The organism is Chlamydia muridarum str. Nigg (assembly GCF_000006685.1).
Classification (GTDB): Bacteria; Chlamydiota; Chlamydiia; order Chlamydiales; family Chlamydiaceae; genus Chlamydia; species Chlamydia muridarum.
In genome coordinates this window covers 371,552-397,686 of the sequence record NC_002620.2, presented here as the reverse complement: position 1 = coordinate 397,686, position 26,135 = coordinate 371,552, and the positions used below count along the sequence as shown (strand labels likewise).

The window sequence follows — 26,135 nt, the reverse complement described above, 5'->3', positions numbered from 1 at the left end:
CTAGATAGACAACTATCAATTCCGTTAACATATCCTTTTCAAAGCAGAAATTCGGTCACAAACTTGAAACCGTATAAGATTGAAAACATTCGTAATTTTTCTATTATTGCCCATATTGACCACGGTAAGTCCACTATCGCAGATCGGTTGCTAGAGAGCACTAGCACGATTGAACAACGAGAAATGCGTGAACAGCTTTTAGACTCTATGGACTTGGAAAGAGAGCGTGGTATTACCATTAAGGCGCATCCAGTCACAATGACTTATGAATACGAGGGGGAAACTTACGAACTCAATCTCATAGATACTCCAGGACACGTGGATTTTTCTTATGAAGTTTCTCGATCCCTGGCAGCATGTGAAGGAGCTTTGCTTATAGTCGACGCGGCACAAGGTGTGCAAGCGCAAAGCTTAGCTAATGTATACCTAGCGCTAGAACGAGATTTAGAAATCATTCCAGTTTTAAATAAAATAGATCTTCCTGCAGCTCAACCAGAGGCTATAAAAAAACAAATCGAAGAATTCATTGGACTAGATACATCTAATGCTATTGCTTGCTCAGCGAAAACAGGTCAAGGCATCCCAGAAATTTTAGAGTCTATTATACGGCTCGTGCCTCCCCCAAAACCATCTCAAGAAACAGAACTCAAAGCATTAATCTTTGATTCTCACTATGATCCTTATGTAGGAATCATGGTATATGTGCGAGTGATTAGCGGAGAAATCAAAAAAGGTGATCGTATTACCTTTATGTCAACCAAGGGCTCTTCTTTTGAAGTTTTAGGGATTGGGGCCTTCTTACCGGAAGCTACCTTAATAGAAGGGTCTTTACGAGCTGGACAAGTAGGATATTTTATCGCTAACCTGAAAAAGGTTAAGGATGTAAAAATTGGCGATACAGTTACTACAGTTAAGCATCCCGCGAAAGAGCCTTTAGAAGGATTCAAGGAAATTAAACCTGTTGTTTTTGCAGGAATCTATCCCATAGACTCTTCTGATTTTGATACCCTTAAAGATGCTTTAGGCCGTTTACAACTTAACGACTCAGCTCTTACGATTGAGCAAGAGAGTAGCCATTCCCTTGGGTTTGGGTTCCGTTGTGGATTTTTAGGCCTTCTTCATTTAGAAATTATCTTTGAAAGAATTTCGAGAGAATTTGATCTTGATATTATCGCTACTGCCCCAAGCGTTATTTACAAAGTAGTCTTAAAAAATGGGAAAACTCTTTTTATTGATAATCCGACGGCATATCCAGACCCGGCTCTTATTGAGCATATGGAAGAGCCCTGGGTTCATGTAAATATCATTACTCCCCAAGAGTATCTAAGCAACATCATGAGCCTATGTATGGACAAGCGGGGAATATGCTTGAAAACGGATATGCTTGACCAGCACAGACTCGTCCTTTCCTATGAGCTTCCTCTTAATGAAATTGTTTCTGATTTTAATGATAAACTTAAATCCGTTACAAAAGGATATGGCTCTTTCGACTATCGTCTAGGAGATTACAAACCTGGCGCCATCATTAAACTAGAAATTCTTATCAATGACGAAACTGTAGACGCTTTTTCTTGTCTTGTACATAGGGATAAAGCGGAATCAAAAGGACGAAGCATTTGTGAAAAACTTGTAGATGTTATTCCTCCTCAACTCTTTAAAATTCCTATTCAAGCTGCTATCAATAAAAAAATTATTGCTAGAGAAACGATTCGCGCTTTAGCGAAAAACGTTACTGCAAAATGCTATGGAGGAGACATCACGAGAAAACGTAAGTTATGGGAAAAACAGAAAAAGGGTAAAAAACGAATGAAAGAGTTTGGGAAAGTGTCTATTCCCAACACAGCATTTGTTGAAGTCCTTAAGATGGAATAAGGGCAAGTTTTCTCAAAAATTCTTCCATAAAAAAGCCCGGCAAATACTTTTGCCGGGCTTTATCTTTTTACATCCGGGAAGCGTTTTTGCTTCCTAACCAATCCGTATGATAAAACTCCCCGCGAGGACGATCTTGCCGCTCATAACCATGAGCCCCAAAATAATCTCTTAATCCTTGAACTAAGAATAATGGAGAGTTTTCCGTCCGATACCCATCGTAAAAAGCTAAGGCAGAAGCTAAACAAGGAATTGCTACACCAGCTCCAACAGCATGTAAAATAGCTCGGCGAAAACCAGTTTCTGAGTTCAACAAAACGTTTTTGAAATAATCTTGTAACATCAAAGAGTGTGCATCCGGGCAACTCTCAAACCCTTGGTGAATTTTATCCAAGAAAGCACTTTGGATAATACATCCGCCGCGCCATATCAAAGCAAGCTCTCCTAAATTAAGATCCCAATTCCTTTCTTCAGAGATCTGCTTTAATAGCATGAAGCCTTGGGCATAACTAATAATCTTTGCTGCGTAAAGAGCTTCTCTTGCATCTTCGATCAAGACCGAGGCCTCTTGCGAAGGTTGATAAAGAAGAGAAGCTACAGGGAATTCTCGAGCAGCTTGTCTACGCACCTCCTTCCAAGCCGAGAGATAACGAGCTAAAACAGACTCTATGATAAGCGACATAGGAACACCTGCCTTAATCGCATCTTCCGCAACCCAACGCCCAGTACCTTTCTGCCCAGCTACATCCAAAATAGTCGAAGCCACAGCAACTCCATTCTCATCTTTTGCTGTTAAAACAGCTGCTGAAGCTCCCATAAGATAGCTATTTAAATCCGTTTGATTCCACTCAAAGAAGATGTTTCCTATCTGTTCAAGAGACAAATCAAGCCGAGATTTAAGAATCTCATAGGTTTCACAGATTAACTGAATATCCCCATATTCTATACCATTATGAACGGCTTTAACAAAATGACCCGCTCCTCCTGTACCAATCCAAGAGCAACAAGGCTGTCCATCAACCTGAGCAGCTATTGATTGAAAAATAGGAGCGATAACAGGCCAAGCTTCAATATTCCCTCCGGGCATAATAGAAGGTCCTTTACGAGCCCCTTCTTCTCCTCCAGAGACCCCCATGCCGACAAATAAAATCCCTTTCTTTTTGAGATCAATGTAGCGACGCTCAGAATCCAGATAATAGCTATTCCCCCCATCAATGAGAATATCCCCCTCTTCTAAAAAGGGAAGTAGCGAGGAAATCATTTCATCAACAGGAGCTCCCGCCTTAATCATAATCATAATCTTCCGAGGACGTTTCAAAGATTGAACGAACTCTTCGATGGCAGTAAACCCTTGAAGAGATATATTCTCTCCATGCTCCTTCAAGAACTCTTCCGTTTTCTCTGGACTGCGGTTATAGACAGAGACAGCAAAACCGTGATCAATCATATTCAACACAAGGTTTTTGCCCATTACGGCCAAACCAATCAACCCAATATCTGCTGGAGCCACTGCCACCTCCTAATTAAGATCTATAACTTGTTTTTTCTTTTTCCCTTGAGAGAGAAGAATATACCGATCAAAACAGAGATATGTCCCATCTAGGACACTCTGTTCATCTATTAAAGGTTCCTGATTCACATATAAACCTCGCTGCTGAATGAGTCTTCTAGCTTCCCCTTTTGAAGAACAAAATCCCAATTGCACAACGACATCTAACCAGCGTTTCCCTATAACATCTGCTCGAGCTACATTGATACCAACACCAGACTGAACTAACGCCGCGAGTTCCGATTCGGTAATATTTTTTCCTTTATTAGCAAAAAAGCTCTCTGTAGTAGCCAGTGCCTGTGCTAATCCCTCAGCACCATGCACATCCTTAACAATGACTTCTGCCACATACCTTTTTACTGCTTGCGGATCATTCTCCAACCGCTTATCAAGAGCAAGAACCTCATCATCATCAAGTAAAGTGAGCATCCTCGCTATTTTAGGGATTTCTTGATCCGATAAACGTAAGAAATACTGAAATAATTCATAAGGAGACGTTAATTCAGGATCTAACCAAACAGTTCCCGACTCCGTTTTCCCAATTTTTTTCCCTTTGCTATCAGTCAACAAAGGATAGGTGAGTCCAAAAGCTTGTCCTAACCCCTTCCGACGAATATAATCAATTCCAGAGGTAATGTTTCCCCACTGGTCACTTCCTCCACACTGCAATACAACACCATGGTGCTTAAAAAGATGAGCAAAATCATAGGATTGCAGCAACAAATAACTAAACTCTGTATAACTGATTCCTTCTTCAGAATAAACTCGCTGTTTCACTACGTCCTTAGCTAACATCGAGCCTAAGCGGAAATACTTCCCAATATCTCTTAGAAAATCCACCATACTCAATGATCCCAACCAATCGGCATTGTTCACAATGCGAATGTCGGGAAGATAATTAGCAAGAGCCACCTCAATCTTTTTGCTATTATCAAGTACTTGCTCTTGATCTAATAGCGAGCGCTCCACACTTTTACCAGAAGGATCCCCTATCATCCCTGTTGCTCCTCCAACAAGAGCAATAGGAGTGATTCCATATGCCGATAATCGACGCAGAAAACAAATTCCAATCCAATGCCCTATATGCAAGGAAGGAGCAGTTGGATCGAACCCCAAATAGGCAGAAACAGGAGCTGTTAAACTTTCTAATCCTGCGGAAGAATTATCTAGAATACCCCGTTTCTGAAGGCTATCGATTAATTGTTGCATAAAAATCTGTCCATATAAACTTATCTAGCAACATCTTATCTATCCTGTTCCTTTTATAGCAAGGCAAGCTGTTCCAGATATACTGCTAACAAAATAGGTCAATATATCTAACAAAACATTGATAGAAAATACGAAAATTCTGATCTAGAGACGGCCTTTATAAAAGGCTCGACAATGTGCCCCGCAACTTGAGTAGGGCTTTAGAATGAATTTGGGAAACTCGAGACTCGCTAACCCCCAAAATCTTTCCTATTTCTTTAAGAACTAAATCATCATAGTAATACAAGGCCATTACCTGCCGCTCTTTCTCATCAAGGGAAAGCAGGGCCTCCGTTAAGATAGAAATAGCTTCCTTTTTCCTAATGACATCGTATCCATTTTCAGCCCGCTCATCCGCTATTCTTTCTTCTAAAGCAAGACCTTCGTCCTCATCTTGGCAAGAAAAATCATCATTCAACGAAAGAACTAGAGCTGGTCTAGAGGAAGAGAACCAGTGCGATAACTCCTGTTGTGAAATATTTAAATACTCACAAAGATCTCCATCTGTAGGCTCTTTCCCTAAAGTTTGTCTCAAGGCGTCCATTGCATCAGCCAAGCGATTTGCTCTTTGATAGACACTTCTAGGAACCCAGTCCTGCTTGCGCAAATCATCAATAATCGCCGCTTTTATAATAAAAAGAGCGTAGCTCTCGAATCGCTTACTTTTTTCTGGATCAAAACGCTCAACAGCCCGAACTAATCCCTCAACCCCAGAAGCATAAAGATCTTCTATCTTCACATGAGAAGGCATGCCTGAAGCAAGTCGATGCGCCACATTTTTCACAAGAGGGAGATAGGCCTCGATCAAAAAATCCCTGTGATGGATTTCCTTAGTTGACCAGTACAACTGCCAAGTATCCGCAAGATCTTGAGTCTTCACAAAAATAATTCTTTCACAGACTAAAAAAATAAGATTAAATCAAATAAAAATTTTAAACAATGTCTACATTTTCACAAGTAACAAATAACTCCCAACAAACAACCTTTTTAAGATAATAAAACCTCATCAGAAACAGCTCCTAGCAAGGTTATAGGCATCTCTTCAGGAAGCTCGCTATGAGCTAAAACGAGTAAATCTGGGAAATAAGGATCCACTATGCGCTTTAGTTCTTTTCTTGTTTCAGATCCTGTGACAATAGCTCGAAAATTTCCCTCCCCTTCCCGTAATAAGTCTTTCACTTGAGAAACAACTTTTTCGTTCAAATCTACAAAAACCTTCGCTTGCGAATCTCGCACAAATTGCTCAACCAGAGAATCTACGGTAATTACTTCTAGAACATCTTTTCTGTTCCATAAAGATAAACCTATTTGTTTCCCTAAGTAGTTGCGCACAGACTCTACTAACTCCAGAGAACTTTTTGCCTGGGAGCCAAATAAATCAATAGCTTCAAGAATTTTAGGAAATAAATGTAAAGAGACCTGCTCTTTAACAAGAGCTCTCAATAAGAAAACTAAAGAGTTTTCGGATATTTTAAGAGGAATGATCTCCTCTATAGACAGCCCCCCCTGCTCTTGAAATTCCTCAATAAGACGAGCAATAAAACGTTCACCTATCGTCTCGGGAGCTAGCTTCCTCATAGCCTTTAACATGGCAGAGCAAGAAAGCTCTGTTAAAGAGATCTCCTGCCCAGAAAATACCAATCTCGGAGAAACATTATTTACATAACGCACCACACTCTCTTCCGGGAAGATTACCCCTAATTCTTGATAAATTTGATGACGAGCAGCCCTATACAAACTTACAGGATTTTCATTTCCTTTATTGGGTAATAATAGCTCTATCCGCTCCTTCTGGAATAATAAAGATTCTTCTGAATAGGGGCTCTTGTACCCTAACAGTAACAAAACAGAAAATCCTAAAATAAGAGCTTTAGGAGCCCCTGGAATAAAAGCCATTCCACAAAGAATCAATGCGATATATAAAAAACTTTGTCTACATTGCTCATAATACTCCACAAGATGTTGCGCTAAGCTCTCTTTTTCTCCAACTTTTGCTATAAGGGTGGCTGCTGAACAAGATGTTAGCAATGCAGGAACTTGACTGACTAAGGCATCGCCCAACACAGTTAACCATAAATTATAAACCCCAACATGACGTCCCAAAAATAAAGCTGCCAGACTATTCACTCCTAACAGCACCCAACTCATTATTGCATCACCTTTTACGAAGCGAAAAACTCCCTCCATAGCTGAAAAATAATCACTCTCTTCCAAAAGAGAGTTCTTTTTGACAGAAGCTCTACTAGAGCCAATTCTTCCTGCAGAAATATCGGCATCCAAAGACATCTGCTTCCCTGGAAGCGATTCTAAAGAAAAACGCGCCCGTACCTCTGCAATTCGCTCTGCTCCTTTGGTGATAACAAGAAAATTTATGAAAAATAGTAGTAAACATACTGTTAGTGCAACGGGGATACTCCCCAAAGAAAAGAAACTTCCTAGAGCAAAAATCAAAGGAGATGCCCATCCAGAAGCTAAAATCCATCGCGTGGAAGCTAAATTGAGTCCAAGACGTAATAAACAAAGATATAGAAGGAGTGAAGGGAAAATTCTAGCAGAAGCAGAAGATCGTAAAGAGAACACCCAAAAAATGATCGATAAAGAACAGGCTAGATTTGCACATACTCCAAAATCAATAATCCATCTTGGTAGAGGGATGACTAAAGTGAATAATATACAAATGGGGATTGTTACAATTTTCCATGAACTTCCTCTAATGTGATTCACGATAGCCCCCCAATTCTACATCGAACGAATACCCAGCAAAAACATATATCTTCAAGAAGAAGTTCTCAGAAATATTTATCATTTTTAACATCTTTATCTTGTCGAGTATATGATTTATATGCTAACCTTCTGAGCTCCTACTTTCTTGATCGGAGTATAGCGCAGCCTGGTTAGCGCGGTTGCTTTGGGAGCAATAGGTCGGGGGTTCGAATCCCTCTACTCCGATTTCTTAATAATTCAACATTATTTTCCTTCTGGAGATCTTATGGCTAAGCTCATCGTTTCAGCGGATGGCGAGAATCAGGAGTTTGATTTAGAGGATGGGTCCCCTATAGCGGAGGCTTGTGAGAATGCTGGTGTACCGTTGGCCTGCACAGAAGGGGTTTGTGGAACTTGTGTTGTTGAGATATTGGAAGGTACAGACAACTTGTCTGAATTTTCTGAAGCTGAGCAAGATTTCTTAGGAGATCCTGACTCCTCCAACGAACGTCTGGCTTGTCAGTGCTGTATTAAAGGTGGCTGCGTTAAGCTAACCTTTTAATCCCTAATACCCGGTTCTTGCGCAAAACGAGCCATTATCTTAAGCTCTTAAACAAAAATTTTTAGGTTTAAGGGTTTATGTGTACTCTGATATCCGCAATGCGGAATTTTTTACCTCCTGATTGCAAACTTCCTACTTTGACTTACAAACAGGCCCTTATTACTTCCCTCGCATCGGGGATAATTTTAGGACTTGCTGGTTGTTTGGTTGGAATCCTCTCTTCTATCACTTCTCTGATTATCGTTTCTGGTTTTATTTTAGGAGTTAGTCTTCTCATTGCAGGGATTCTTCTTTCCCAGCGTTTTTGTTCTCAAGACAACGTATTAAAACCTGAAATTCCAGAACAGGAAATTCCAGAGCTGGAGATCCCAGAATTTGAAATTCCTGAACTCGAGCTCCTAGAACCAAGTACCCCTCCCCCATCTTTTATCCCCCCAAAACCACCCTTACTCCCTAAACTAGCTTTAAAAAATACCATAAAAGAAATGTTATTTGGCTGGAACAGTATAGAATCTGAAAAACTGCTTCCCTGTTTTCTTTCTTCAGACAAAATTCTTTTATCTTTTAACAACCCCTCAGCTCGATTCAGAGCATGGAATATCCCCGGATCAAATACACTATTCATTACTACCTCTGGACAATATGCTTCCCTAAAGCTTCAATCCAATTTGCCTTCGGCAATTGCAAATTCTGTACAATCCATATCTTGCCCTAAAGGTGGACGAGGAACTAATGATTTATTTTCTGCAGTGATTACTGATAGATGCTGGGAAGAATCTAAACCAAGTTCGGGCCTCTTACTTCCAGGAGAATGCTCTTCCGCACCTTGGGAAGACAATGACGTTCAATCCCCCACTTGGAATTTTGAAACTCAAACTTATAATAAACCCACTCGCTTTATCCAAATTTCGGCTCCTAAAGCCTCTATGTATTCCAATAGCCCTGCTTATTGTTATCAACTTTGCTTTAAAGCCTATTTGTCCTGCTTTAAAGAGGCTATCCGCCATGGCTGTCACATCATTCAAATTCCTCTCATAGCCTCTTTCCCAGACTTCCTTCCAGGCTCCCAACACAAAGAAAAAGTCTGGATCGATTCAACTAAACTAGCCTTGCTCCATGCTATCGCAATAATTGCTCACCAACATCGATCAGATAATATAGTGATTGTTTTAACGAGCATCCCAAGACCTATTTATTTCTAAGATAGGGAATAAGTCCTAGGAAGGTTTGCTTGGATAAACCTTCCTATAAATCAAAAAAAGCTTACAATTATCCCTAAACTTTCTTTCTTGGGAGAGTGGAGTATGCTCTCAGAAATTCAATAAGTTATTTGTTAGAAGCTTTATCATGGCAGAATCCTATCTACAAAATGGTTTTCGACGTAAAACTCTCTCAGTAAAAGTTGGGAATCTTTTTGTTGGTAGCGAACACTCTATCAAAATACAATCCATGACAACAACCGCCACAACGGATGTGGAGGGAACAGTTCGACAGATTTACGCTCTACAGGAATGTGGATGCGAAATCGTCCGTGTTACAGTTCAAGGATTGAAAGAAGTTGGTGCGTGTGAACAGATAAAAGACCGTCTGGTTCAACAAAACGTAACAATCCCTCTTGTAGCAGATATTCATTTCTTTCCCCAAGCAGCTATACATGTCGCAGATTTCGTCGATAAAGTACGCATTAACCCTGGGAATTATGTAGATAAACGTAATATGTTTTCTGGGAAGATCTACTCTGATGAGCAATACACTCGTAGCTTAGAACGCTTATTCGAAAAGTTCTCTCCGCTCGTTGCAAAATGTAAACGCTTAGGAAGAGCTATGCGCATAGGAGTCAATCATGGCTCCTTATCCGAGCGCATCATGCAACGTTATGGAGATACGATTGAGGGTATGGTCTTCTCCGCTTTGGAATACGCTGAAGTCTGCGTCAATATGGATTATCATAATATTGTCTTCTCAATGAAATCCAGCAACCCTAGGACCATGGTGGCAGCTTATCGAGCTTTGGCTCGCGAGTTAGACCAAAGAAAGTGGTTATATCCTTTACACCTAGGAGTTACAGAAGCTGGATCTGGCATGGATGGAATGATAAAATCCTCTGTAGGAATAGGAACCTTACTCTCCGAAGGACTTGGAGACACGATTCGTTGTTCTCTAACCGGCTCCCCAACCCTTGAAATTCCGGTTTGCTTAGATCTTCTTAAGGAAACAGCGAAATACTCCAAATCTACAAAGAAATACAATCCTTTTGAAATCTACCATTCAAAACAACTTACTACTCAAACAACTCCAAAACATTTCCCCGTAGAGAATGTTTATGGGTTTTTGGTCGGATTAACCAAGGATCATTTACTAACTATAGAACCTAATACGCTTCTCCAGTGCTTGGGAGTCGATATCACAACTGGTAAAAAAGATCTTACATCACCTGACGGCGTGGTCATTCCAAAATCCATGCGTTCTTCTGCTATCGTTTCCGAAATAGAGAAACACCTTCGTATCTTTTATAAGGAGGATGCTCCTATTCTTAATGAAATGAATGAGGAACTTTGGCTATCCGACAAAACCCTTGCCACTCCATTTGTGTATTTTGAAGTAGAAAGTATCTATCAAGCCCGTCGCTTTTTTGCTTTGCGACAAAACTACTCTCAACCTGTTTGTTTGAGCTTTTCTCTAAAGGCTAATCTTTCTAAGAACTCTGCAGCAATAGATTTGTCGATTCGTTTAGGAGCCCTACTTCTAGATGGTTTAGGATCCTGCGTACTATTCAATTTTTCTGATTTAAAACTCGCTAGAACTTTAGGATTTTCGATTTTACAAAGCGCAAACATTCGATCGACAACGGTAGAATACATCTCCTGTCCTGGATGTGGTCGGACACTCTTTGACCTTCCTGAGGTTTCCCAACGTATTAAAGAAAGAACCAAGCATCTTCCTGGAGGATTAAAAATTGCTGTCATGGGTTGTATCGTTAATGGACCGGGAGAAATGGCTGACGCAGATTTTGGCTATGTAGGCTCTAAACCTGGAATGATCGATCTATACGTCAAACATAAATGCGTCAAATCCTATGTTCCTATGGAAAATGCTGAAGAAGAATTAATCCAATTGCTAAAAGAACATGGTGTATGGAAAGAACCTGAATAGGATAACCAATGACCTCTCCTTCTGAAGCTTTACATAAGCAAACTTTCCCCGAGCTGGAACACTTCCCTATCCGTCATGGAATTTTCCCAAAACAAAATGATAAAGAAAATGCTAGTCAAGCTTCTGATGCGCAAATCTCCCTTTCCTTAGGAGGATCGGATTTTTTCAATGCGCATCAAGTGCACGGAACAAGTCTACGCTACGTCACTCATAAAACGCCAAAGCGATGTCCTGCTGACGGGTTATTTACATCTACCCCTTTACTCTCTCTACATATTTATCATGCCGACTGTCAGGCAGCTATTTTCTATGACCCCCAAAACCATGTGATTGCAAATGTACATGCGGGGTGGAGAGGTCTTGTCGGCAATATCTATGCTGTTACAGTTCGTCTTCTTAAAAAGAAGTTTCACAGTCGTCCTCAGGATCTTGTGGTAGCTATATCCCCATCTTTGGGCCCCGATATGGCTATCTATCCTGATTACCGAAAACTCTTCCCCTCTAGTTTTTTCCCTTTAATGCCTAAAGAAAATCACCTAGATTTCCGAGCTGTGGCAAGAAACCAACTACTTTCAGAAGGTTTATTGAAAAAAAATATCTTTATCTCAGAACGTTGCACTTGTTCTGAAGCCGATACTTTTTTCTCTTTTAGAAGTTGGCGATCTCGCCATCAAAATGATCCTGCAGCAATTCGTCCTCGCGCGAACAATGTTACTGCAGTATTGCTTCTTCTTAGATAGCCTTATCCCTTTGATTCAGATATTCTTCTAGACTAGATAGTCAATAAAAGCTCCGGCTGCTCCAATAATTCCTTAACGTTGACAAGGAACCCTACGGCCTCTTTTCCATCTATAATCCGATGATCATAACTCATAGCCACATACATCATATCCGCTATAATGATTGAATCATCTTTAACTACAGGACGTTTCTCTATCTTGTGCATTCCAAGGATCCCAACCTGAGGAGGATTAATAATAGGTGTTGATAAAAGAGAACCATAAACCCCTCCGTTAGTAATTGTGAAGCTCCCTCCTTCCAACTCATGAATAGCAAGCTTCCCATCTCTAGCCCGCGAAGCTAAATCTGCAAGTTGCACCTCAATTTCTCCACATGATAACCGGTCACAATTACGAATCACTGGAACGACCAATCCACGATCTGTCCCTACAGCAATAGAAATATCGTAGTAATGTCTATAAACGATTTCATTCCCATTGATATAAGCATTAACCCTAGGGTATTTTTTCAAAGAATCTACTACTGCTTTAACAAAAAAGGACATAAAACCAAGCTTAACACCATACTTGGAAACAAAAGCTTCTTGTTTTTCTTTTCGCAAAGCAATAATCGGCCCCATACATACTTCGTTAAACGTAGTTAACATTGCCGAATCATGCAAAGCTTGAACTAATCTACGAGAAATCGTCTTACGAATAGCACTCATAGATTCTCGAGATTCTTTCTTATCGGAAGAATCTCGTTCTATCTCCTTCAGAGGAACAAATGTTTTCCCTTCTGCAGGAGGATCCTGTCGTACTGATGAAGGGAAGGAGATAATCTGTGCATCGCTTTCTTGCTCCACAAGACTGAATGGCATTTGCTCATGAATAGATGGAGTATCCTGGTTTTCCAATTTGCAGATGGTGCCCACGACGCTTCCAACAGCCACCGTATCACCTACGGAAACACTCCATTCTACTCTTCCTGAGCAGGGAGCATAAATCAATTGATTCACCTTATCACTTTCTATCTCTAGAATCCCCTGATTCTCTTGCACAAAATCTCCGGATGCAACCAGCAATGCAGATACCGTGACTTCACTAATAGACTCTGCGATATTGGGGATACGAACCTCTATACTCATGCTCTACTCTCTACCTATAGAAAACAATGTTTCCATTAATGTGGATAATTCTTTTTGGCTCAAATTTGCAGATCCTGTTGCAGTCGAACTACTTCTAGGACGACAAACACATTGCAATTTACTAGGGAAAATCTCGTCCGTTGCTAACGCAAAATAACTGAATACTCCCATATTTTGGGGTTCTTCTTGCAACCATACGTAATGTTCAACTTGAGGATACTTGCCTATTAGAGCCAATAAATCTTCTAAATACAATGGATACAGACTCTCTACTCGTATGCAAGCAAAATTGCATTCATAATCTTTTGGCAATGCTGCACGATAGTCGTAATAAATTTTACCGCTACATAAAACGAGAACTTTTGCATAATAATTAGGGTTCGCATCTTCCAAGAAGGGTTTAAATCCCCCTTTGATCCCAAATTCTTCAATGGAACTCACACACTGCGGATGTCTGAGTAACATTTTAGGAGAAAAAACAATAAGCGGCAGAGATAAGTCCCGTTTTGTATGCTCCCGAAGAATACGGAAATATTGCACTGGAGTAGATGGAAGCACTACTTGAAAATTCCAATCAGCAGCAAGCTGAAGATAACGCTCTATACGAGCGGAAGAATGTTCCGGTCCCTGTCCCTCATAGCCATGAGGCAACAAGACTACTACATCGGAATGCAAATCCCATTTCTGAATTCCTGAAGAAATATACTGGTCAAAAATAATCTGCGCTCCATTAGAAAAGTCTCCAAACTGAGCTTCCCAAATAACCAGCGTTTTTTCTGCTTGTTGCGCATAGCCATATTCAAACCCTAATACAGCATATTCAGACAATGGGGAATTATATAACTCCACGCTTCCCTGACTCGAAGAGAGATGATATAATGGTGAGAATGTATCGCCTGTCCGAACGTCAGTCCAAACAAGTTGCCTCTGACTAAAGGTTCCTCGAATAGAATCCTGTCCAGATAAACGTAAAGAAAAACCTTCTTGTAACAAAGAGGCAAAAGCGATTTCTTCTGCCATTCCCCAATCATAACCAATATCCCCATTGGCCATACTCATTCGCTTATTTAGCAAGGAGCGAATCTTAGTGTGAGGAGTAAAATGATCCGGAATATCACAAAGCTTTGCACTTACGTCAAATAGCGAATCTTTATCCAAAGAAGTATCTATATTATCAACCAGCAGCTCTCCTACTGCCATGCGAGAGCAATGCATACATTCTTTTTTATCCAACTGCTCAACACCAGAATCTTTCAAAGAAGCAAATTCTTGGTTTAAAACATGCTCTATCTCTTCATCAATTTTGTCCAACTCTTGGGGACTGATTTGCCAATCAGGGCAACTAATCAATCTTTCTTTAAATAACAATGAAACGGGCTGTTTCTTCTTAATTTCTTCGTAAAGGAACGGAGCTGTAACAGAAGGATCATCACTTTCATTGTGACCATATTTGCGATAACAACATAAATCAATAATCACGTCACAATGAAAGCGATTGCGAACACGCATAGCATACTCAATAACCTGTAGGCAGGCTAAAACATCGTCACCATTAACCCTAAATACAGGGATTCCCATCATCTTAGCGATATCTGTGCAGTAAGGAGTAGAACGAGATTCTCGTGGATGTGCGGTAAACCCTATCTGGTTGTTCACTACAATATGTAAGGTCCCTTCCGTGGAGTATCCCGGAATCCCACTCAATTGGAAGGTTTCGTACACAATCCCCTGACCAGATAAAGCAGCATCCCCATGCATTAAAACAGCTAAACAAGATTGCTCTTTTCCCGCTTCTCCCTGGTGTTGAATTGCTGCTACAGCTCCTTCTACAACAGGATCTACTGCTTCTAAGTGGCTAGGATTCGGTAATAGGGCCATGATGACATTCTCTTTTGGCCTATCGGCAACATACCCCTTGTGATACTTGACATCCCCCACTGATTGAAGACCTCTTATCTGAGGAGTGTCTTCAAATTCCATGAAAATCTGTCGATAAGGTTTACCAAAAATATTTCCTAAAACATTTAATCGACCACGATGCGGCATCCCCATCACATAACGATTGGTCCCTTGCTTTGCTCCAAAAGCAATAAGATGTTCCAACATGGGGATCAAACTCTCCCCTCCTTCTAAGGAAAAGCGCTTCTGTCCAGTAAATTTAACCTGCAAAAACTCTTCAAAAGCTACAGCTTTTTTGACTGCTTGATACCTAGAAAGCAACTCTTCTTTAGTTAAGATAGGCTTCTCCCCTTCCATAAGTTGCCAAATGTACTCTTGGATCTCAGGAGAGCATGTCAATGTCTCAACCGCGATACTGCGACAATATTTATCCTTTAATACCTGAATAAAATCTGTGACACGAACATGAGATTGGGGGAGTAATCCTAAAGAAGGAATCATCTCCTGCAAATCAAACCCCTGAACTTTTTCTGCAACTAAAGAGGATTCTTCCACAGAAGCTATTGGAGAAATTTGCCCCTGTAAGTAACCGTAATAACGGTATACCATCAAGAGGCTTTGCGCTTTCTTCTCTTGCAACGCCTCGAAAGCCTGATCCCCAGCATCAGCTTTTGGACAACCATCTATTTTCCCAACTTGATAGCCTTCAAAGAAATACTTCCAAGAAGCGTCTAAGGATTCATGATTCTCAAATCGCTCTAACAAAGACTCTATCCAATCGATATCCAATGAATGTACATGTTTGGCAAAATCTGAATCCATAAGACGAATCTATTTGTTGAGAGTGACGCTTTTAGAAAGCTTTCCATAACAAAATTTTTATTTTTCAAAAAAAGCAAACTTTGCTTTTTTTTGAGTATCGAATAACCTGAACTCCTGACTTATTACAAGAGCTAATGGAGCTTGGCTTAGCAGTTGAACAAATACTTAGGAACGAGTATTTTATTAGCCGAAATCTCTCCTGATCTATTTGTTTATGCCTGCTCACTTTCTGCTTTTTTGAGCAAAAGAATGCTGTTACCCTTGGTAGGAAAAAGTAAATTGGCTCTCAGGGGGGCCTATTTCAATCATAGAACGGGACTATTTACGAATGAAAAGTGAGCGTTTAAAAAAATTAGAATCAGAGCTTCATGACCTTACCCAGTGGATGCAACTTGGCCTCGTCCCCAAAAAAGAAATTGAGAGACACCAAGAAGAGATCCGTCTTCTAGAGAGCAAGATCTTAGAAGAGAAAGAGCGCCTACAACTTCTGAAGGAAAGCGGTGAGATCAAAGAATATGTAACTCCCCGTAGAAGTCCTGCTAAAACAATTTACCCTGATGGCCCTAGCGTTTCGGATGTGGAGTTTGTGGAATCTTCGGATACAGAGGTCGATCTCGATACTAGTGAAACTATTGAGATTGATTTAGGCGAGGAAGGAGGAGAAGAGAGCGGAAGTGAACTCGATTATTCCAGCGAAGACGATGAAGATCCTTTCAGTGATCGCAATCGTTGGCGCCGAGGAGGCATCATAGATCCAGACGCAAATGAATGGTAAGACTCCTTTAGCTCTTTACATACACGTTCCTTTTTGCTCAAAAAAATGTCATTATTGCAGTTTTTACACGATCCCATACAAAGAAGAGTTAGTACGCTCTTACTGTGAAGCTGTGATTAAAGAGGGATTAAGAAAGCTAGCTCCTTTGCGTTGTCATTACTATATCGACACTGTATTTTTTGGAGGAGGGACGCCTTCATTAGTCCCGCCTTCCCTTATTCAGGATATTCTCACAACGCTGGAAGCTCATTCTGCGACAGAGGTCACCCTTGAAGCCAACCCCGAAAATCTTTCTCAAGAATATATCCGAGATCTGTCCCAGACCGCGGTTAATCGCATAAGCATTGGTATACAAACCTTTAACGATCCCTTGCTTAAATTACTTGGACGAACCCATTCCTCATCTAAAGCGATTGAGACATTCTTACTCTGCTCTCAATACGGCTTTTCTAACTTGTCTGCCGACCTTATTTATGGACTCCCCACGCAATCTATTAGCGATTTTATTACCGACCTTCATCAAGCAATTACTCTCCCCATCCAGCATATCTCCGTCTATAATCTTACCGTAGATCCTCATACCTCTTTTTACAAACATCGCAAGAGCATTCTTCCTTCCATAGCGGATGAGGATTCTTTGGCAGAAATGGCACTAAAAGCCGAAGAACTTTTAGAGAATCATGGATTTAATCGATATGAACTAGCCTCTTATGCAAAAAACCATGCAGAATCTAAACACAATACCTACTACTGGACTGATAAACCTTTTTTAGGATTGGGAGTCTCAGCTTCGCAATATCTTAACGGCATCCGATCTAAAAATTTTTCTCGGATTTCCCATTATCTAAGAGCCGCGCATCACCATCAACCAACTGCAGAATCTATGGAAGAGCTCCCTCCCTGCGAGCGCATTAAAGAAGCTCTAGCCTTACGTCTTCGTCTCTGTGATCCCATTCCTTTTTGCATGTTTCCTGAAGAGCTGGTTAATGAAATTTTAATGAACCCATCTATACGTCCTCTATTTGCAATAAATGCCCAAACATTTTCATTGAATAAACAAGGCCGACTTTTTCATGATTCTATAGCAGAAGAAATCATGTGTTCTTCTTTTTCATTTTAAAAATAAAAAATTAATCGATATTAAAACCAATAAAACTAATCGATTAATTTTTAATTGAAAAATGAATAAAAACAAAAAAAACAACCAATTTTAATGCATCTATAGTTTTTCAACGGAATACACCTGCGAATTCGATATTGAGCATTGGCTCGCAACAATTCTCCTCATTCACCAAACTAAGTTTTAATAACATAGCGAAATTAACTGGAGTAGCGAATCCAACTCGAGAGACTGATGCAGTCCCTTTACAATATCTTCGAGCAAACTATTTATCCAAGAATGATCCGAATCCGGGTTATCTCCCTATTCAAGGAGGGAAGATGACTGGCAACATCAATATGGGGACGCATTCTATCTTCAATTTGAAACAACCAACTGCCCCGACTATACAACTCCCCCCCGACTCTGAAAAACCCTCAGATCCTAGTGAAGATGTTGATTTTCAAAATAAAACAAAAGAAGAACAAGAAGCCGCTATTGCAGACTACAACACAAAATTGGCTGCATATCAAAAGAAAATTAGTGACTACAATGTAGCTTGGAAAGCGTTTTATTCCGAAGCCGCAACTGTACAATACGTAAATGGTATAGTCACTAGACTAACAACCAATACACAACTAGACACTGCCAATGCTTCTGCTAAAGAAGTCGAAAAAAAAATTGCATTAGCACAAAAAACCCTTGGGGTTGAGATAACCACTCCCCCTCCTCCACCGACAATTGATCCTACTACAGGGACCTTTGCACCTGGAGGATCAACAAATCCCCCTACTACTAGCTCGACACCATCTTATGATAATCTCCCATCTAATATCAAAAATTCCGAGTTCGTGGTAACACAATCCGATAACACTCTTACAGGGGATCTGAAAATGACTAACGCTCAGATCTCTAATATCAAAACTCCTGCAGATAGCGGAGAAGACAACTACGCAGCCAATGTTACCTATCTTGAATCTAAACTTAAGCAACCCAAGAGAACCTTTATTTCCAATACCTTCTCCCAAACTACAATTAGTGGGCATATCCCCTGGCTTAGCACAACCAGTGGATCCACTTCTGAGCCTGATTTTAAAACGACTGACTCCGATCAATATTTTGAAACAACACAAGAGAATCTTAAAATTAAAACTGCAGGCTTACTTGTTTTATCTGTTCGAGGAACTTGGAATGGCTCAACTTCCGGAGGGAATACTCAAACTCCCGCTACTTTTCCTGTAAGTCTAACTGTTACACCCGATACAACTGGCGGAGGCGGATCAACAGGAAGTGCAACTACACTCACCCTCCCCATAACTCTCCACTCTGGGAATTCTGTGATGATGCAACTTCCTATTACAGCAGCTGCCCAAGTGAAAATAGCTCCCTCCACAACTTCCGGAGGAAGCGGGACAACACCTTCAACACTATCCTCCTGGTCCTGGGAAGCTGCTTTATATCCAATAGATGTGACTTCCACAACAACATCTCCTTAGAGATTTTTGATTTAAGGGCTAAGCAAAGCTCAGTCCTTAAATCAAACCAGATTTAAATCAAAAAACATTTAAGGTTCGGAAACTAAAGATCAATAAATTAAAATTATGAGTCATAAAAAAAATAATATTTCTTCCTCCTTTTGGAACCCTAATCAAGTTGTTACAAAAGTCCTGTTAAATATCAGCGAGTCCCATATTGAATCGACTCCTGGAATCATCAAGGAAACTAAAACCATAACCAAGTCCATAGACCCTACAGACCCTTCGGATGCCGTTACACTCAAATATCTAAAAGATAATTATACAAAAGAAAATGATCCCAATCCTGGGTTCCTACCCACAACAGGAGGAACAATGACTGGGAGCATTGATATGCAAGGGAATAATATTACAGACCTAGTTATGTACAAAAATGGTCAACAGACTCCCGTGGACCACTCTGCAGTCACCATTAATTACGTAAATCAGCAAGCTGATGTCATTAAAAAGAACGACAAAATTACCAATGCGATTACCAACTTATCAAGTATTGACACACAAGTTGCATACTTAAACCGACTATTAGGCATTAACGAAGAAGGCATTACTGAAGAGCCTGAATCAGACATGTCCGCGGAATTCTTGAAAACAAGCGGAGGAACAGTATACGGAAATATCGATATGAGCCAACATACCATATCGGATTTAGGGACCCCAACAAATCAAGATACAAAAAGTGCTATCAATGTAGAGTTCGTACAGGCCAAGATTACTTCTCCACAAATGGCCTTCCTAAAAAATAACGATAAAAATCTATCCAATGTTGTCGTTTCAGAATACTTTAATTGGCTACAAGAACCTGATCCTTCTCAGCCAGATGCAGGAAACACAACTACTTTTTCAGAAAAATCTCCTTTATGGGAAGAATTCTTTTCTTTTGCAGACAGTTCCAGATCAGAAATGGTGATTCAAAAAACTGGAATCCTAACCTTTTTTATGCAAGGAACTTGGACACATCCAGCTAATGCTACAACCCCATCTACAGACCCAATTACCTTAGAGCTTACAGTCACTGCTCCAACAACGACAACAACAATACCCCCTATCACCAAACAACTTACACTCTCTTCAGGACAATCTTGCGTAATACAAATTCCTGTACAAGCGGTGGGGTCAACATTAAAACTGAAATATAATAATCCAAATAACAATACAGGGGGAACAGCCGATCCTACGGGTATTACATTGGAATCTTTTGACTGGTCTTTAACGCTAACGCAAGGAAACGTGACAAAAAACACAACTACGCCTACACCCTAGATCCTAGCATTACAAGATAGCTAACCAAGAAATGTTAAGGGAGATTCTCTCCCTTAACTTAAGAGTATTAATATCCAGCTCCCATATAAGAAATAGCTACATAACTCTTAGAAGCTGTAGCAGCTGTTCCAGCAGTTCCGGTAGTTAATTTCAACTCTAACGTATGTTCTGAAAATGCTTTCTCTCCAGGAACCAGAATATAGAAACTACCCACTACAGTCAAACCATCTGAGGAACCTACTACAGAAAATAGGGTTTCAGGATTAGATCCTGTTCCTCCCGTTGTTTTTTCTGTAAGTGTTCCGGTACATGTGACAGCCTGATTTTGAGAGGAAGTAAATTCATAAGCAAATGTTACGAGATAAACGCCTCGTCTCAATAGAGAATAGGTAGAATTCTCCTTTTTAATATACTTATCAGCATTAGTAGATTTAATAGGACTTTGAGTACCACTACCTGAAGTCCCATTGGGATTCTGCTCCACAAAATAAGGAACTTCTTGCCCTGTCCAATTTGGGAAAGTAGGTGTTGTCGTTGACCCCGTTCCTGATCCTGAACCTCCAGAGGAATTATTTTGTAAATCATTCAGTATAGTCGTTAAATCTGAGACAGTGACAATTTTCTGTAACTTTTCTTTAGGCGTTGCCGTTCCCACGACTCCTATGTCACCAGTTTTTAGATTTTTTATTGTAGGCGCGGCAGCTGTTGGCAAAGCTCCCTGCTGTTGCTCGAAACGCAAAGTCCCTGTCATAGCATTCTTAGCGCTTAATAACAGCCACTTAGCCTCTTCAGGCTTATCAAATGTTATGGTAGTCGTCGATCCTGACGTGGTCTCTTTAGGACTTCCTAGATCTGTGATGAGTTTGGCCATGCTGCCCTCTCCGGTCCCAGCATACATATTGATTTTAGCAATCAGATCATTTAATCGGTCCTCATAGTTTCCTAAGACATCATTTACTATCCCAACAGATGCTGCATAATCATTTCCTAGAAATGACGCTTCTCCCCAGGAAGAAGGAAGACCTCGAATGGTATTCTGTTGGTTGGTTCCCATATTAATATCTCCAACCATCATTCCCCCGGAAGTCGAAAGAAATAATCCGGCTATTGATTTAGCCCCTTTCTGTAAGTAGCCATCCAGTTGTGACAACACGACAACATCCTGGTCTTCAGTCCCAGCACCAACCTGACGTACTTGCTGATTCTTGGCATCTAAATTAACATAAGCTGTGGTGACCATCCCATCAACACCAGTATTTCCCCCTGTCTGAGTACATTCCAACAACATTTTGGTAACAGGAGCTGCAGGCTGGGTAGGAGGGATTGCCGCAAAAGCAACAGATTCTTTATGAATTATCGTTTTATCATTCATGTTTTGTCTTTTTAATTAATTAAAACTAATTTCCTTTTAATTAGAAAAAATTAAATTAACAAACAAAACAAAGTTTCGCATAAAACAACTAAAAAGAATTAACGAACAGAAAAATAGCGGGGACTTTTTTCAAACGTTCGCGAACCTCTTCTAGATCAGAAGATTGATTCCAAACAGCAACGCTACGTGTCGAGACATATTCCTGATCCCCCATCAAATCAATGGCAACACAAAGCTCTCCATGAGCTGGAAGCTGATCTAACAAAGCTTCGAATGTGTATTGATTACGATAAGGAGTCTCTATGCAAATATGCGTATGCGCTTTCCCCGAGCATCCCCGTACATAACGAGCTCTTTCTTTAGGATTTTGAGGAAGATAGCCATGAAATGTGAAATTCTGACCAGGTAGACCAGAAAGCATTAATGCTTGCGTAATGGAACAAGGACCAGCTACAGCCTGAACAGGCACTCCTAATGACCGAGCTCTTTGAACGAGCCTTACCCCTGGATCAGCAATGCATGGCAATCCTGCATCAGAAATAACCCCCCAAGACTCTCCCTTTTTAATAATAGGTTCTAAATAGAAGTCACAAGCCTTAACAGAAGTATCATTCTTACTCATTACAGCAAGAGGGAACTTATGCGGATCTTTAACCTTCCATAAACTTAGGAACAAACGACCGCCACGATCACTTTCTACTATTAATCCCTGAATTTTATTCCGGACAATCTCTCCTACAATAGAAGGAAGGTCCTCCACTCTTTTGTTACCTAAAGTATTGGGAAGAAGATATAGCGTCATAGACAATAAGCATCCCTAAATAATTGGATTAGAGTCCATTCTAGAAGATGCCAAGGAAAAAATACACTGCGAAAACGTCCGATCAAAAGAAATTTACAGTCTTGCAATCATGGTTTCTAAAGAAAGAATGGGATCTTGCACGTTATTCTTAATCAAACTCTCCGCATGAAAAAATAAGTTTAATCCATTCAAAAGAGCCTGCTCTCCTGCTGCGAAAAAGATTTGTGTTTTGCGATCTTTCGACTGTTCCGCTATTGCTCGAAGCCCAGATAAATATTGGCTACGTAAAAAATTGAGAATAGCAAGAGGATCTTCTCCCAAATCAGATACCAGAGATTGCATCAAACTTTGCCCTGTTGAGAGATCTCTACGAAGAAGAGCATCCCGTAATTTCCATAAAGAAGCAGATTCTCTTTTTTCTACAAACGATTGAACGTCTGAAGCTTCTAAACAACTCTTGCCCCCAATTTGACAAATCAACTTTTGAAATTCACTAAAAATTTCAAAAACTCCAACCTGCGGGAACTTACTTACGAAAAGCTTAGCGACCCCTAAAGAACAAGACAGTTGAACATCCATTGAACGCTTGATCAATACCTGTGCTATACGAGAGTCGCGTTCTGCAAAATACTCACCAAAGAGAGATAAACAAAGGGCATTAGGGAGCTTCGATGAAAAAGCTGAGAAGAACTCTGCTTTACTTGTGAAAAGAAATAATGTGAGATGCGGATTAGGATGATGAGCATAGCTTATGATAAACTCTTGTAAAGAGGAGCTCATCTTCTCAACTTGATAAATACCAATAGTTTCCTTTGAAGTGAACAACCCAAAATTATCAGTCCAAGATAAAAGCTCTTGTTTAACTAAACGTTGTCCATCAAATAGTCGCCCTCTTCCGGAAACATAAAGTTCCAGAAAAATATCCTTGTCTTCGGGAAATGAAGAGCCAATTATAAACACTTTAAAGCGTTGATTTTCAAAATGATGAATAAAGTCTTTTATAGACTCTATGCGGACACTATTTTGGCAGGTTTCCATAAGCAATGCCTGAACTCAACCCATTAGGATCATTCCTCTTGCTCTAAGATTCTAGCCATACTAGCTATTTCAACTCAGCCAATAAATATAAAAAACCGGGAAAAGAGCATTCTTTTTCCCGGTTACTCCAGATTGGAAACAGCAATTGCTATTTAGCAACAAGCTTCATTAATTGCTGACGCCAACTATGAGCTGTACGAGAACGATTATGATGTGTTCTTCTCTTAGCAGAGGAAGCACAAACTTTTACTCCAGAAGCAGCTACACGTCCGCAAGCTGCAGTATGTTTATGTTTTTTCATACAAACTCCAGCTTTTGCTGCTACGGCTGTTTTTTTTGTTGAGACAGTTCTTTTAGCGGCAGGCTTTCTAGCTGCTACTGCTTTTTTAGCTACAGTCTTGCGAGCCACAGTCTTCTTAGCTGCAACTTTTCTTACTGGAGCTTTTTTAGCTGCCGTCTTTCTAGCTGCTACAGATTTTTTAGCTACTGTTTTGCGAGCTGCTACTGCTTTTTTAGCTACAGTTTTACGAGCCACAGTCTTCTTAGCTGCGACTTTTCTTACTGGAGCTTTTTTAGCTGCCGTCTTCTTAGCGGCAGGCTTTCTAGCTGCTACTGCTTTTTTAGCTACAGTCTTGCGAGCCACAGTCTTCTTAGCTGCAACTTTTCTTACCGAAGCTTTTTTAGCTGCCGTCTTCTTAGCGGCAGGCTTACGTACTACAGTCTTTCTTGCAGCCGTCTTTCTTGTGCTGCGTTTCTTTTGTACTCCCAACATGTTCATTCCCCTAATTAGACAGGTAACTACCACTTATTTGATCTATCGACAGGAAGAATGAAAAACTTTAATAAAAAAGGTTGGTTTTTAATAAAAAAATTAAAAACCAACCAAATCTTTTTATTTTGACAAACCTAAACAAGAACTATTTAGATAAAAACTTGTTCATATAATAAATTAAACAACGAACACCAAATCCTGTTGCATATTTAGGATAAGGAAGCTCTTCTTTTTCATGGTAAGCGGTACCAGCAATATCCAAATGTGCCCACGCTACTGGATTGTCTTCAAGAAAACGTTGTAGAAACAGAGCCGCAGTAATGGACCCTGCTCGGTTGCTTCCGATATTTTTCATGTCTGCAATATCTGAATGAAGAGCACGGTCATATTTTTCGACTAAAGGCATTCTCCAAAGGGCCTCCCCAGTCTCTGATGCAGCCTCTGCCAAATCCCTAGCCAAAACGTCATTGTTAGCAAAAAATCCAGCTACAGCTTCTCCTAAAGAAACCACCATGGCTCCTGTCAAAGTGGCAAAATCAATAATTCGCGTAGGGGCGCAATACTTCAAAGCATAGGTAATCGCATCCGCTAAAATAAGTCTTCCCTCAGCATCTGTGCTTCCAATTTCTACAGACAGCCCAGACATGCCCACATAGACATCTCCCATCTTATAAGCTGCAGATCCTATAGCGTTCTCCGTAGCAGGAATGATTCCTGTCACATTGATAGGGAGTTCTAAAGAAGCCAATGCAGAAAAAATGCCCAAAACTGTAGCTGCTCCAGCCATATCTTCTTTCATAGTGATCATCGCCTTACCAGGCTTCAAATCTAATCCACCGGAGTCAAACGTCACCCCCTTACCAATGAGCACCGTTCTATCTTTTGACTTAGGTTTTCCTTGATAATCCAGAACAATAAACCGAGGTTCAACAGCCGACCCCTTAGCGACTGCGGCCAATAGTCCCATCTTCTCTTTTAATATGGCTTTCCTATCAAGGATCTTGACGTCCAAACTAGCAAATTCTCCAGCTAGTCCCTTAGCAACAGCAGCAAGTTTTTCTGGAGTTACCTCATCAGCATTCGTATTTACTAAATCTCGTGTTAAATATACTCCTTCAAATAAGCTCTCTTCTTTTCTAAAAATCTTGTCTCCTACTTTAGGAACAATCCCCAATACAGTGACTTTTTCTAATAAAGGCAAGGAGGCATCGACTTTATGATAAGTCGGATAGTTATAGTTAAGAGAAAGAACTCCTGCAGCTAGATTCGTCAAAAATTCTTCTACAGAGAAACGCAACTGCGAAATAGTAGGTAACAAAATATTTACAGTCTTACACTTAGCTTTTCGTAAAACTGTAGTAACATGAGCATAGGCATCCAAAATTGCAGTCCCGGAAACCTCCTCGCTCTTTCCTAACCCTAGAAGAACTATTTTTTGCTCTTTGGTTTTATCATTTCCAAAAAGAAAAACAGCTTCCCCCTTCTTTCCAGAAAAATTTTGTAATGCGTTTTGATAGACAAGCTTGTAGTCCTCATCAACAACTGCAGCCTCTTGAGCTTTAACGTTCTTCATCCAAAAAGGAAGAACAAGCGCATCTGCTTTCGATCGTTTATCCCAACTCGCTTGAGAATAGAGCAACACCACAATAACCTCTTTGTTGAATCGATTGAGTCAAAATTACAAGCAGAACGCGTTTTGCAAATTCCCATCTCAAACTGGCGACCTGGCCAAACAATTGACTCCGGAAGAGAAGACTAAAAAGCAAAACGACCCAGCTTTCACCTCTAACTTATTCCTAGGTGAAAAAAA

General features: G+C 40.3%; 20 protein-coding genes and 1 tRNA gene. 10 read left to right on the top strand and 11 right to left on the bottom strand.

Annotation, left to right across the window (positions count from 1 at the left end):
• The first annotated feature begins 63 nt into the window (after positions 1 to 63).
• On the top strand, positions 64 to 1,872 hold the full coding sequence (gene lepA / locus TC_RS01685; RefSeq protein WP_010230188.1) for a translation elongation factor 4: 1,809 nt from the start codon (positions 64 to 66) through the stop codon (positions 1,870 to 1,872).
• Between the two features lie 67 nt (positions 1,873 to 1,939).
• Here lepA and gnd read toward each other — a convergent pair whose 3' ends face one another.
• The 4 genes from gnd to TC_RS01665 form a co-directional block, all read right to left on the bottom strand.
• Positions 1,940 to 3,379, bottom strand: a complete 1,440-nt coding sequence (gnd, locus tag TC_RS01680; protein ID WP_010230184.1) for a decarboxylating NADP(+)-dependent phosphogluconate dehydrogenase — start codon at positions 3,377 to 3,379, stop codon at positions 1,940 to 1,942.
• 9 nt (positions 3,380 to 3,388) lie between these two features.
• Entirely contained in the window at positions 3,389 to 4,627 is a 1,239-nt protein-coding gene (tyrS, locus tag TC_RS01675; RefSeq protein ID WP_010230180.1) for a tyrosine--tRNA ligase, read from the bottom strand.
• Positions 4,628 to 4,784: 157 nt separating this feature from the next.
• On the bottom strand, positions 4,785 to 5,546 hold the full coding sequence (locus TC_RS01670) for a FliA/WhiG family RNA polymerase sigma factor (RefSeq protein ID WP_010230178.1): 762 nt from the start codon (positions 5,544 to 5,546) through the stop codon (positions 4,785 to 4,787).
• Between the two features lie 107 nt (positions 5,547 to 5,653).
• Positions 5,654 to 7,393, bottom strand: a complete 1,740-nt coding sequence (locus TC_RS01665) for an EscV/YscV/HrcV family type III secretion system export apparatus protein (RefSeq protein ID WP_370894915.1) — start codon at positions 7,391 to 7,393, stop codon at positions 5,654 to 5,656.
• A 147-nt stretch (positions 7,394 to 7,540) separates the two neighbouring features.
• On the opposite strand from TC_RS01665, the gene TC_RS01660 reads away from it, so the two are divergent.
• The 5 genes from TC_RS01660 (at position 7,541) to pgeF (ending at position 11,824) form a co-directional block, all read left to right on the top strand.
• Positions 7,541 to 7,615: transfer RNA gene (locus tag TC_RS01660), tRNA-Pro, on the top strand.
• Between the two features lie 40 nt (positions 7,616 to 7,655).
• Positions 7,656 to 7,931 carry a 2Fe-2S iron-sulfur cluster-binding protein gene (locus TC_RS01655; RefSeq protein WP_010230174.1) on the top strand — a complete coding sequence of 92 codons (276 nt, stop codon included), beginning with the start codon at positions 7,656 to 7,658 and terminating at the stop codon, positions 7,929 to 7,931.
• A 77-nt stretch (positions 7,932 to 8,008) separates the two neighbouring features.
• Positions 8,009 to 9,133 (top strand): macro domain-containing protein, encoded by a 1,125-nt coding sequence (locus tag TC_RS01650; protein WP_010230171.1) that lies wholly within the window; start codon positions 8,009 to 8,011, stop codon positions 9,131 to 9,133.
• A 145-nt stretch (positions 9,134 to 9,278) separates the two neighbouring features.
• Positions 9,279 to 11,084: a 4-hydroxy-3-methylbut-2-en-1-yl diphosphate synthase gene (locus TC_RS01645; protein ID WP_010230169.1), complete on the top strand. Its 1,806-nt coding sequence runs from the start codon at positions 9,279 to 9,281 to the stop codon at positions 11,082 to 11,084.
• Between the two features lie 8 nt (positions 11,085 to 11,092).
• Positions 11,093 to 11,824 (top strand): peptidoglycan editing factor PgeF, encoded by a 732-nt coding sequence (gene pgeF / locus TC_RS01640; protein ID WP_010230168.1) that lies wholly within the window; start codon positions 11,093 to 11,095, stop codon positions 11,822 to 11,824.
• A gap of 32 nt (positions 11,825 to 11,856) precedes the next feature.
• Here pgeF and sucB read toward each other — a convergent pair whose 3' ends face one another.
• Entirely contained in the window at positions 11,857 to 12,951 is a 1,095-nt protein-coding gene (sucB, locus tag TC_RS01635) for a dihydrolipoyllysine-residue succinyltransferase (protein WP_010230167.1), read from the bottom strand.
• 3 nt (positions 12,952 to 12,954) lie between these two features.
• Positions 12,955 to 15,672 carry a 2-oxoglutarate dehydrogenase E1 component gene (locus TC_RS01630; protein WP_010230166.1) on the bottom strand — a complete coding sequence of 906 codons (2,718 nt, stop codon included), beginning with the start codon at positions 15,670 to 15,672 and terminating at the stop codon, positions 12,955 to 12,957.
• Positions 15,673 to 16,000: 328 nt separating this feature from the next.
• Between TC_RS01630 and TC_RS01620 the strand changes: the two genes are divergently transcribed.
• From TC_RS01620 to TC_RS04870, 4 genes are all read left to right on the top strand, one after another.
• Entirely contained in the window at positions 16,001 to 16,447 is a 447-nt protein-coding gene (locus TC_RS01620) for a hypothetical protein (protein WP_010230163.1), read from the top strand.
• Positions 16,437 to 17,567, top strand: a complete 1,131-nt coding sequence (gene hemW, locus TC_RS01615; protein ID WP_010230160.1) for a radical SAM family heme chaperone HemW — start codon at positions 16,437 to 16,439, stop codon at positions 17,565 to 17,567. The genes TC_RS01620 and hemW overlap by 11 nt, the downstream gene beginning before the upstream one ends.
• Positions 17,568 to 17,668: 101 nt before the next feature.
• The gene (locus TC_RS01610; RefSeq protein WP_370894917.1) at positions 17,669 to 19,042 is read left to right on the top strand and encodes a hypothetical protein; all 1,374 of its coding nucleotides are present in this window, start codon (positions 17,669 to 17,671) and stop codon (positions 19,040 to 19,042) included.
• Between the two features lie 105 nt (positions 19,043 to 19,147).
• A complete protein-coding gene (locus TC_RS04870; protein WP_010904313.1) occupies positions 19,148 to 20,341 on the top strand; it encodes a hypothetical protein in 1,194 nt (397 codons plus the stop codon).
• A 67-nt stretch (positions 20,342 to 20,408) separates the two neighbouring features.
• Here the strand turns inward: TC_RS04870 and TC_RS01600 are convergent, their stop codons facing one another.
• The 5 genes from TC_RS01600 to TC_RS01580 form a co-directional block, all read right to left on the bottom strand.
• Positions 20,409 to 21,713 carry a hypothetical protein gene (locus TC_RS01600; RefSeq protein ID WP_010230149.1) on the bottom strand — a complete coding sequence of 435 codons (1,305 nt, stop codon included), beginning with the start codon at positions 21,711 to 21,713 and terminating at the stop codon, positions 20,409 to 20,411.
• 88 nt (positions 21,714 to 21,801) lie between these two features.
• Positions 21,802 to 22,515: an SAM-dependent methyltransferase gene (locus TC_RS01595; RefSeq protein WP_010230146.1), complete on the bottom strand. Its 714-nt coding sequence runs from the start codon at positions 22,513 to 22,515 to the stop codon at positions 21,802 to 21,804.
• Positions 22,516 to 22,608: 93 nt separating this feature from the next.
• Entirely contained in the window at positions 22,609 to 23,553 is a 945-nt protein-coding gene (locus TC_RS01590) for a DNA polymerase III subunit delta (RefSeq protein WP_010230142.1), read from the bottom strand.
• A gap of 148 nt (positions 23,554 to 23,701) precedes the next feature.
• Positions 23,702 to 24,325, bottom strand: coding sequence for a histone H1-like DNA-binding protein Hc2 (gene hctB, locus TC_RS01585; protein WP_010232112.1), 624 nt, complete (start codon positions 24,323 to 24,325; stop codon positions 23,702 to 23,704).
• A gap of 145 nt (positions 24,326 to 24,470) precedes the next feature.
• A complete protein-coding gene (locus TC_RS01580) occupies positions 24,471 to 25,970 on the bottom strand; it encodes a leucyl aminopeptidase (protein ID WP_010230133.1) in 1,500 nt (499 codons plus the stop codon).
• Positions 25,971 to 26,135: the final 165 nt, after the last annotated feature.

Bases quoted from the DNA above. Each gene is read 5' to 3' on its own strand.
- hctB (WP_010232112.1), bottom strand. From the start codon at position 24,325: ATGTTGGGAGTACAAAAGAAACGCAGCACAAGAAAGACGGCTGCAAGA.
- TC_RS01650 (WP_010230171.1), top strand. From the start codon at position 8,009: ATGTGTACTCTGATATCCGCAATGCGGAATTTTTTACCTCCTGATTGC.
- TC_RS01595 (WP_010230146.1), bottom strand. From the start codon at position 22,515: ATGACGCTATATCTTCTTCCCAATACTTTAGGTAACAAAAGAGTGGAG.
- TC_RS04870 (WP_010904313.1), top strand. From the start codon at position 19,148: ATGAGTCATAAAAAAAATAATATTTCTTCCTCCTTTTGGAACCCTAAT.
- TC_RS01645 (WP_010230169.1), top strand. From the start codon at position 9,279: ATGGCAGAATCCTATCTACAAAATGGTTTTCGACGTAAAACTCTCTCA.
- TC_RS01620 (WP_010230163.1), top strand. From the start codon at position 16,001: ATGAAAAGTGAGCGTTTAAAAAAATTAGAATCAGAGCTTCATGACCTT.
- TC_RS01655 (WP_010230174.1), top strand. From the start codon at position 7,656: ATGGCTAAGCTCATCGTTTCAGCGGATGGCGAGAATCAGGAGTTTGAT.
- TC_RS01600 (WP_010230149.1), bottom strand. From the start codon at position 21,713: ATGAATGATAAAACGATAATTCATAAAGAATCTGTTGCTTTTGCGGCA.
- TC_RS01590 (WP_010230142.1), bottom strand. From the start codon at position 23,553: ATGGAAACCTGCCAAAATAGTGTCCGCATAGAGTCTATAAAAGACTTT.
- pgeF (WP_010230168.1), top strand. From the start codon at position 11,093: ATGACCTCTCCTTCTGAAGCTTTACATAAGCAAACTTTCCCCGAGCTG.
- tyrS (WP_010230180.1), bottom strand. From the start codon at position 4,627: ATGCAACAATTAATCGATAGCCTTCAGAAACGGGGTATTCTAGATAAT.
- sucB (WP_010230167.1), bottom strand. From the start codon at position 12,951: ATGAGTATAGAGGTTCGTATCCCCAATATCGCAGAGTCTATTAGTGAA.
- hemW (WP_010230160.1), top strand. From the start codon at position 16,437: ATGAATGGTAAGACTCCTTTAGCTCTTTACATACACGTTCCTTTTTGC.
- TC_RS01630 (WP_010230166.1), bottom strand. From the start codon at position 15,672: ATGGATTCAGATTTTGCCAAACATGTACATTCATTGGATATCGATTGG.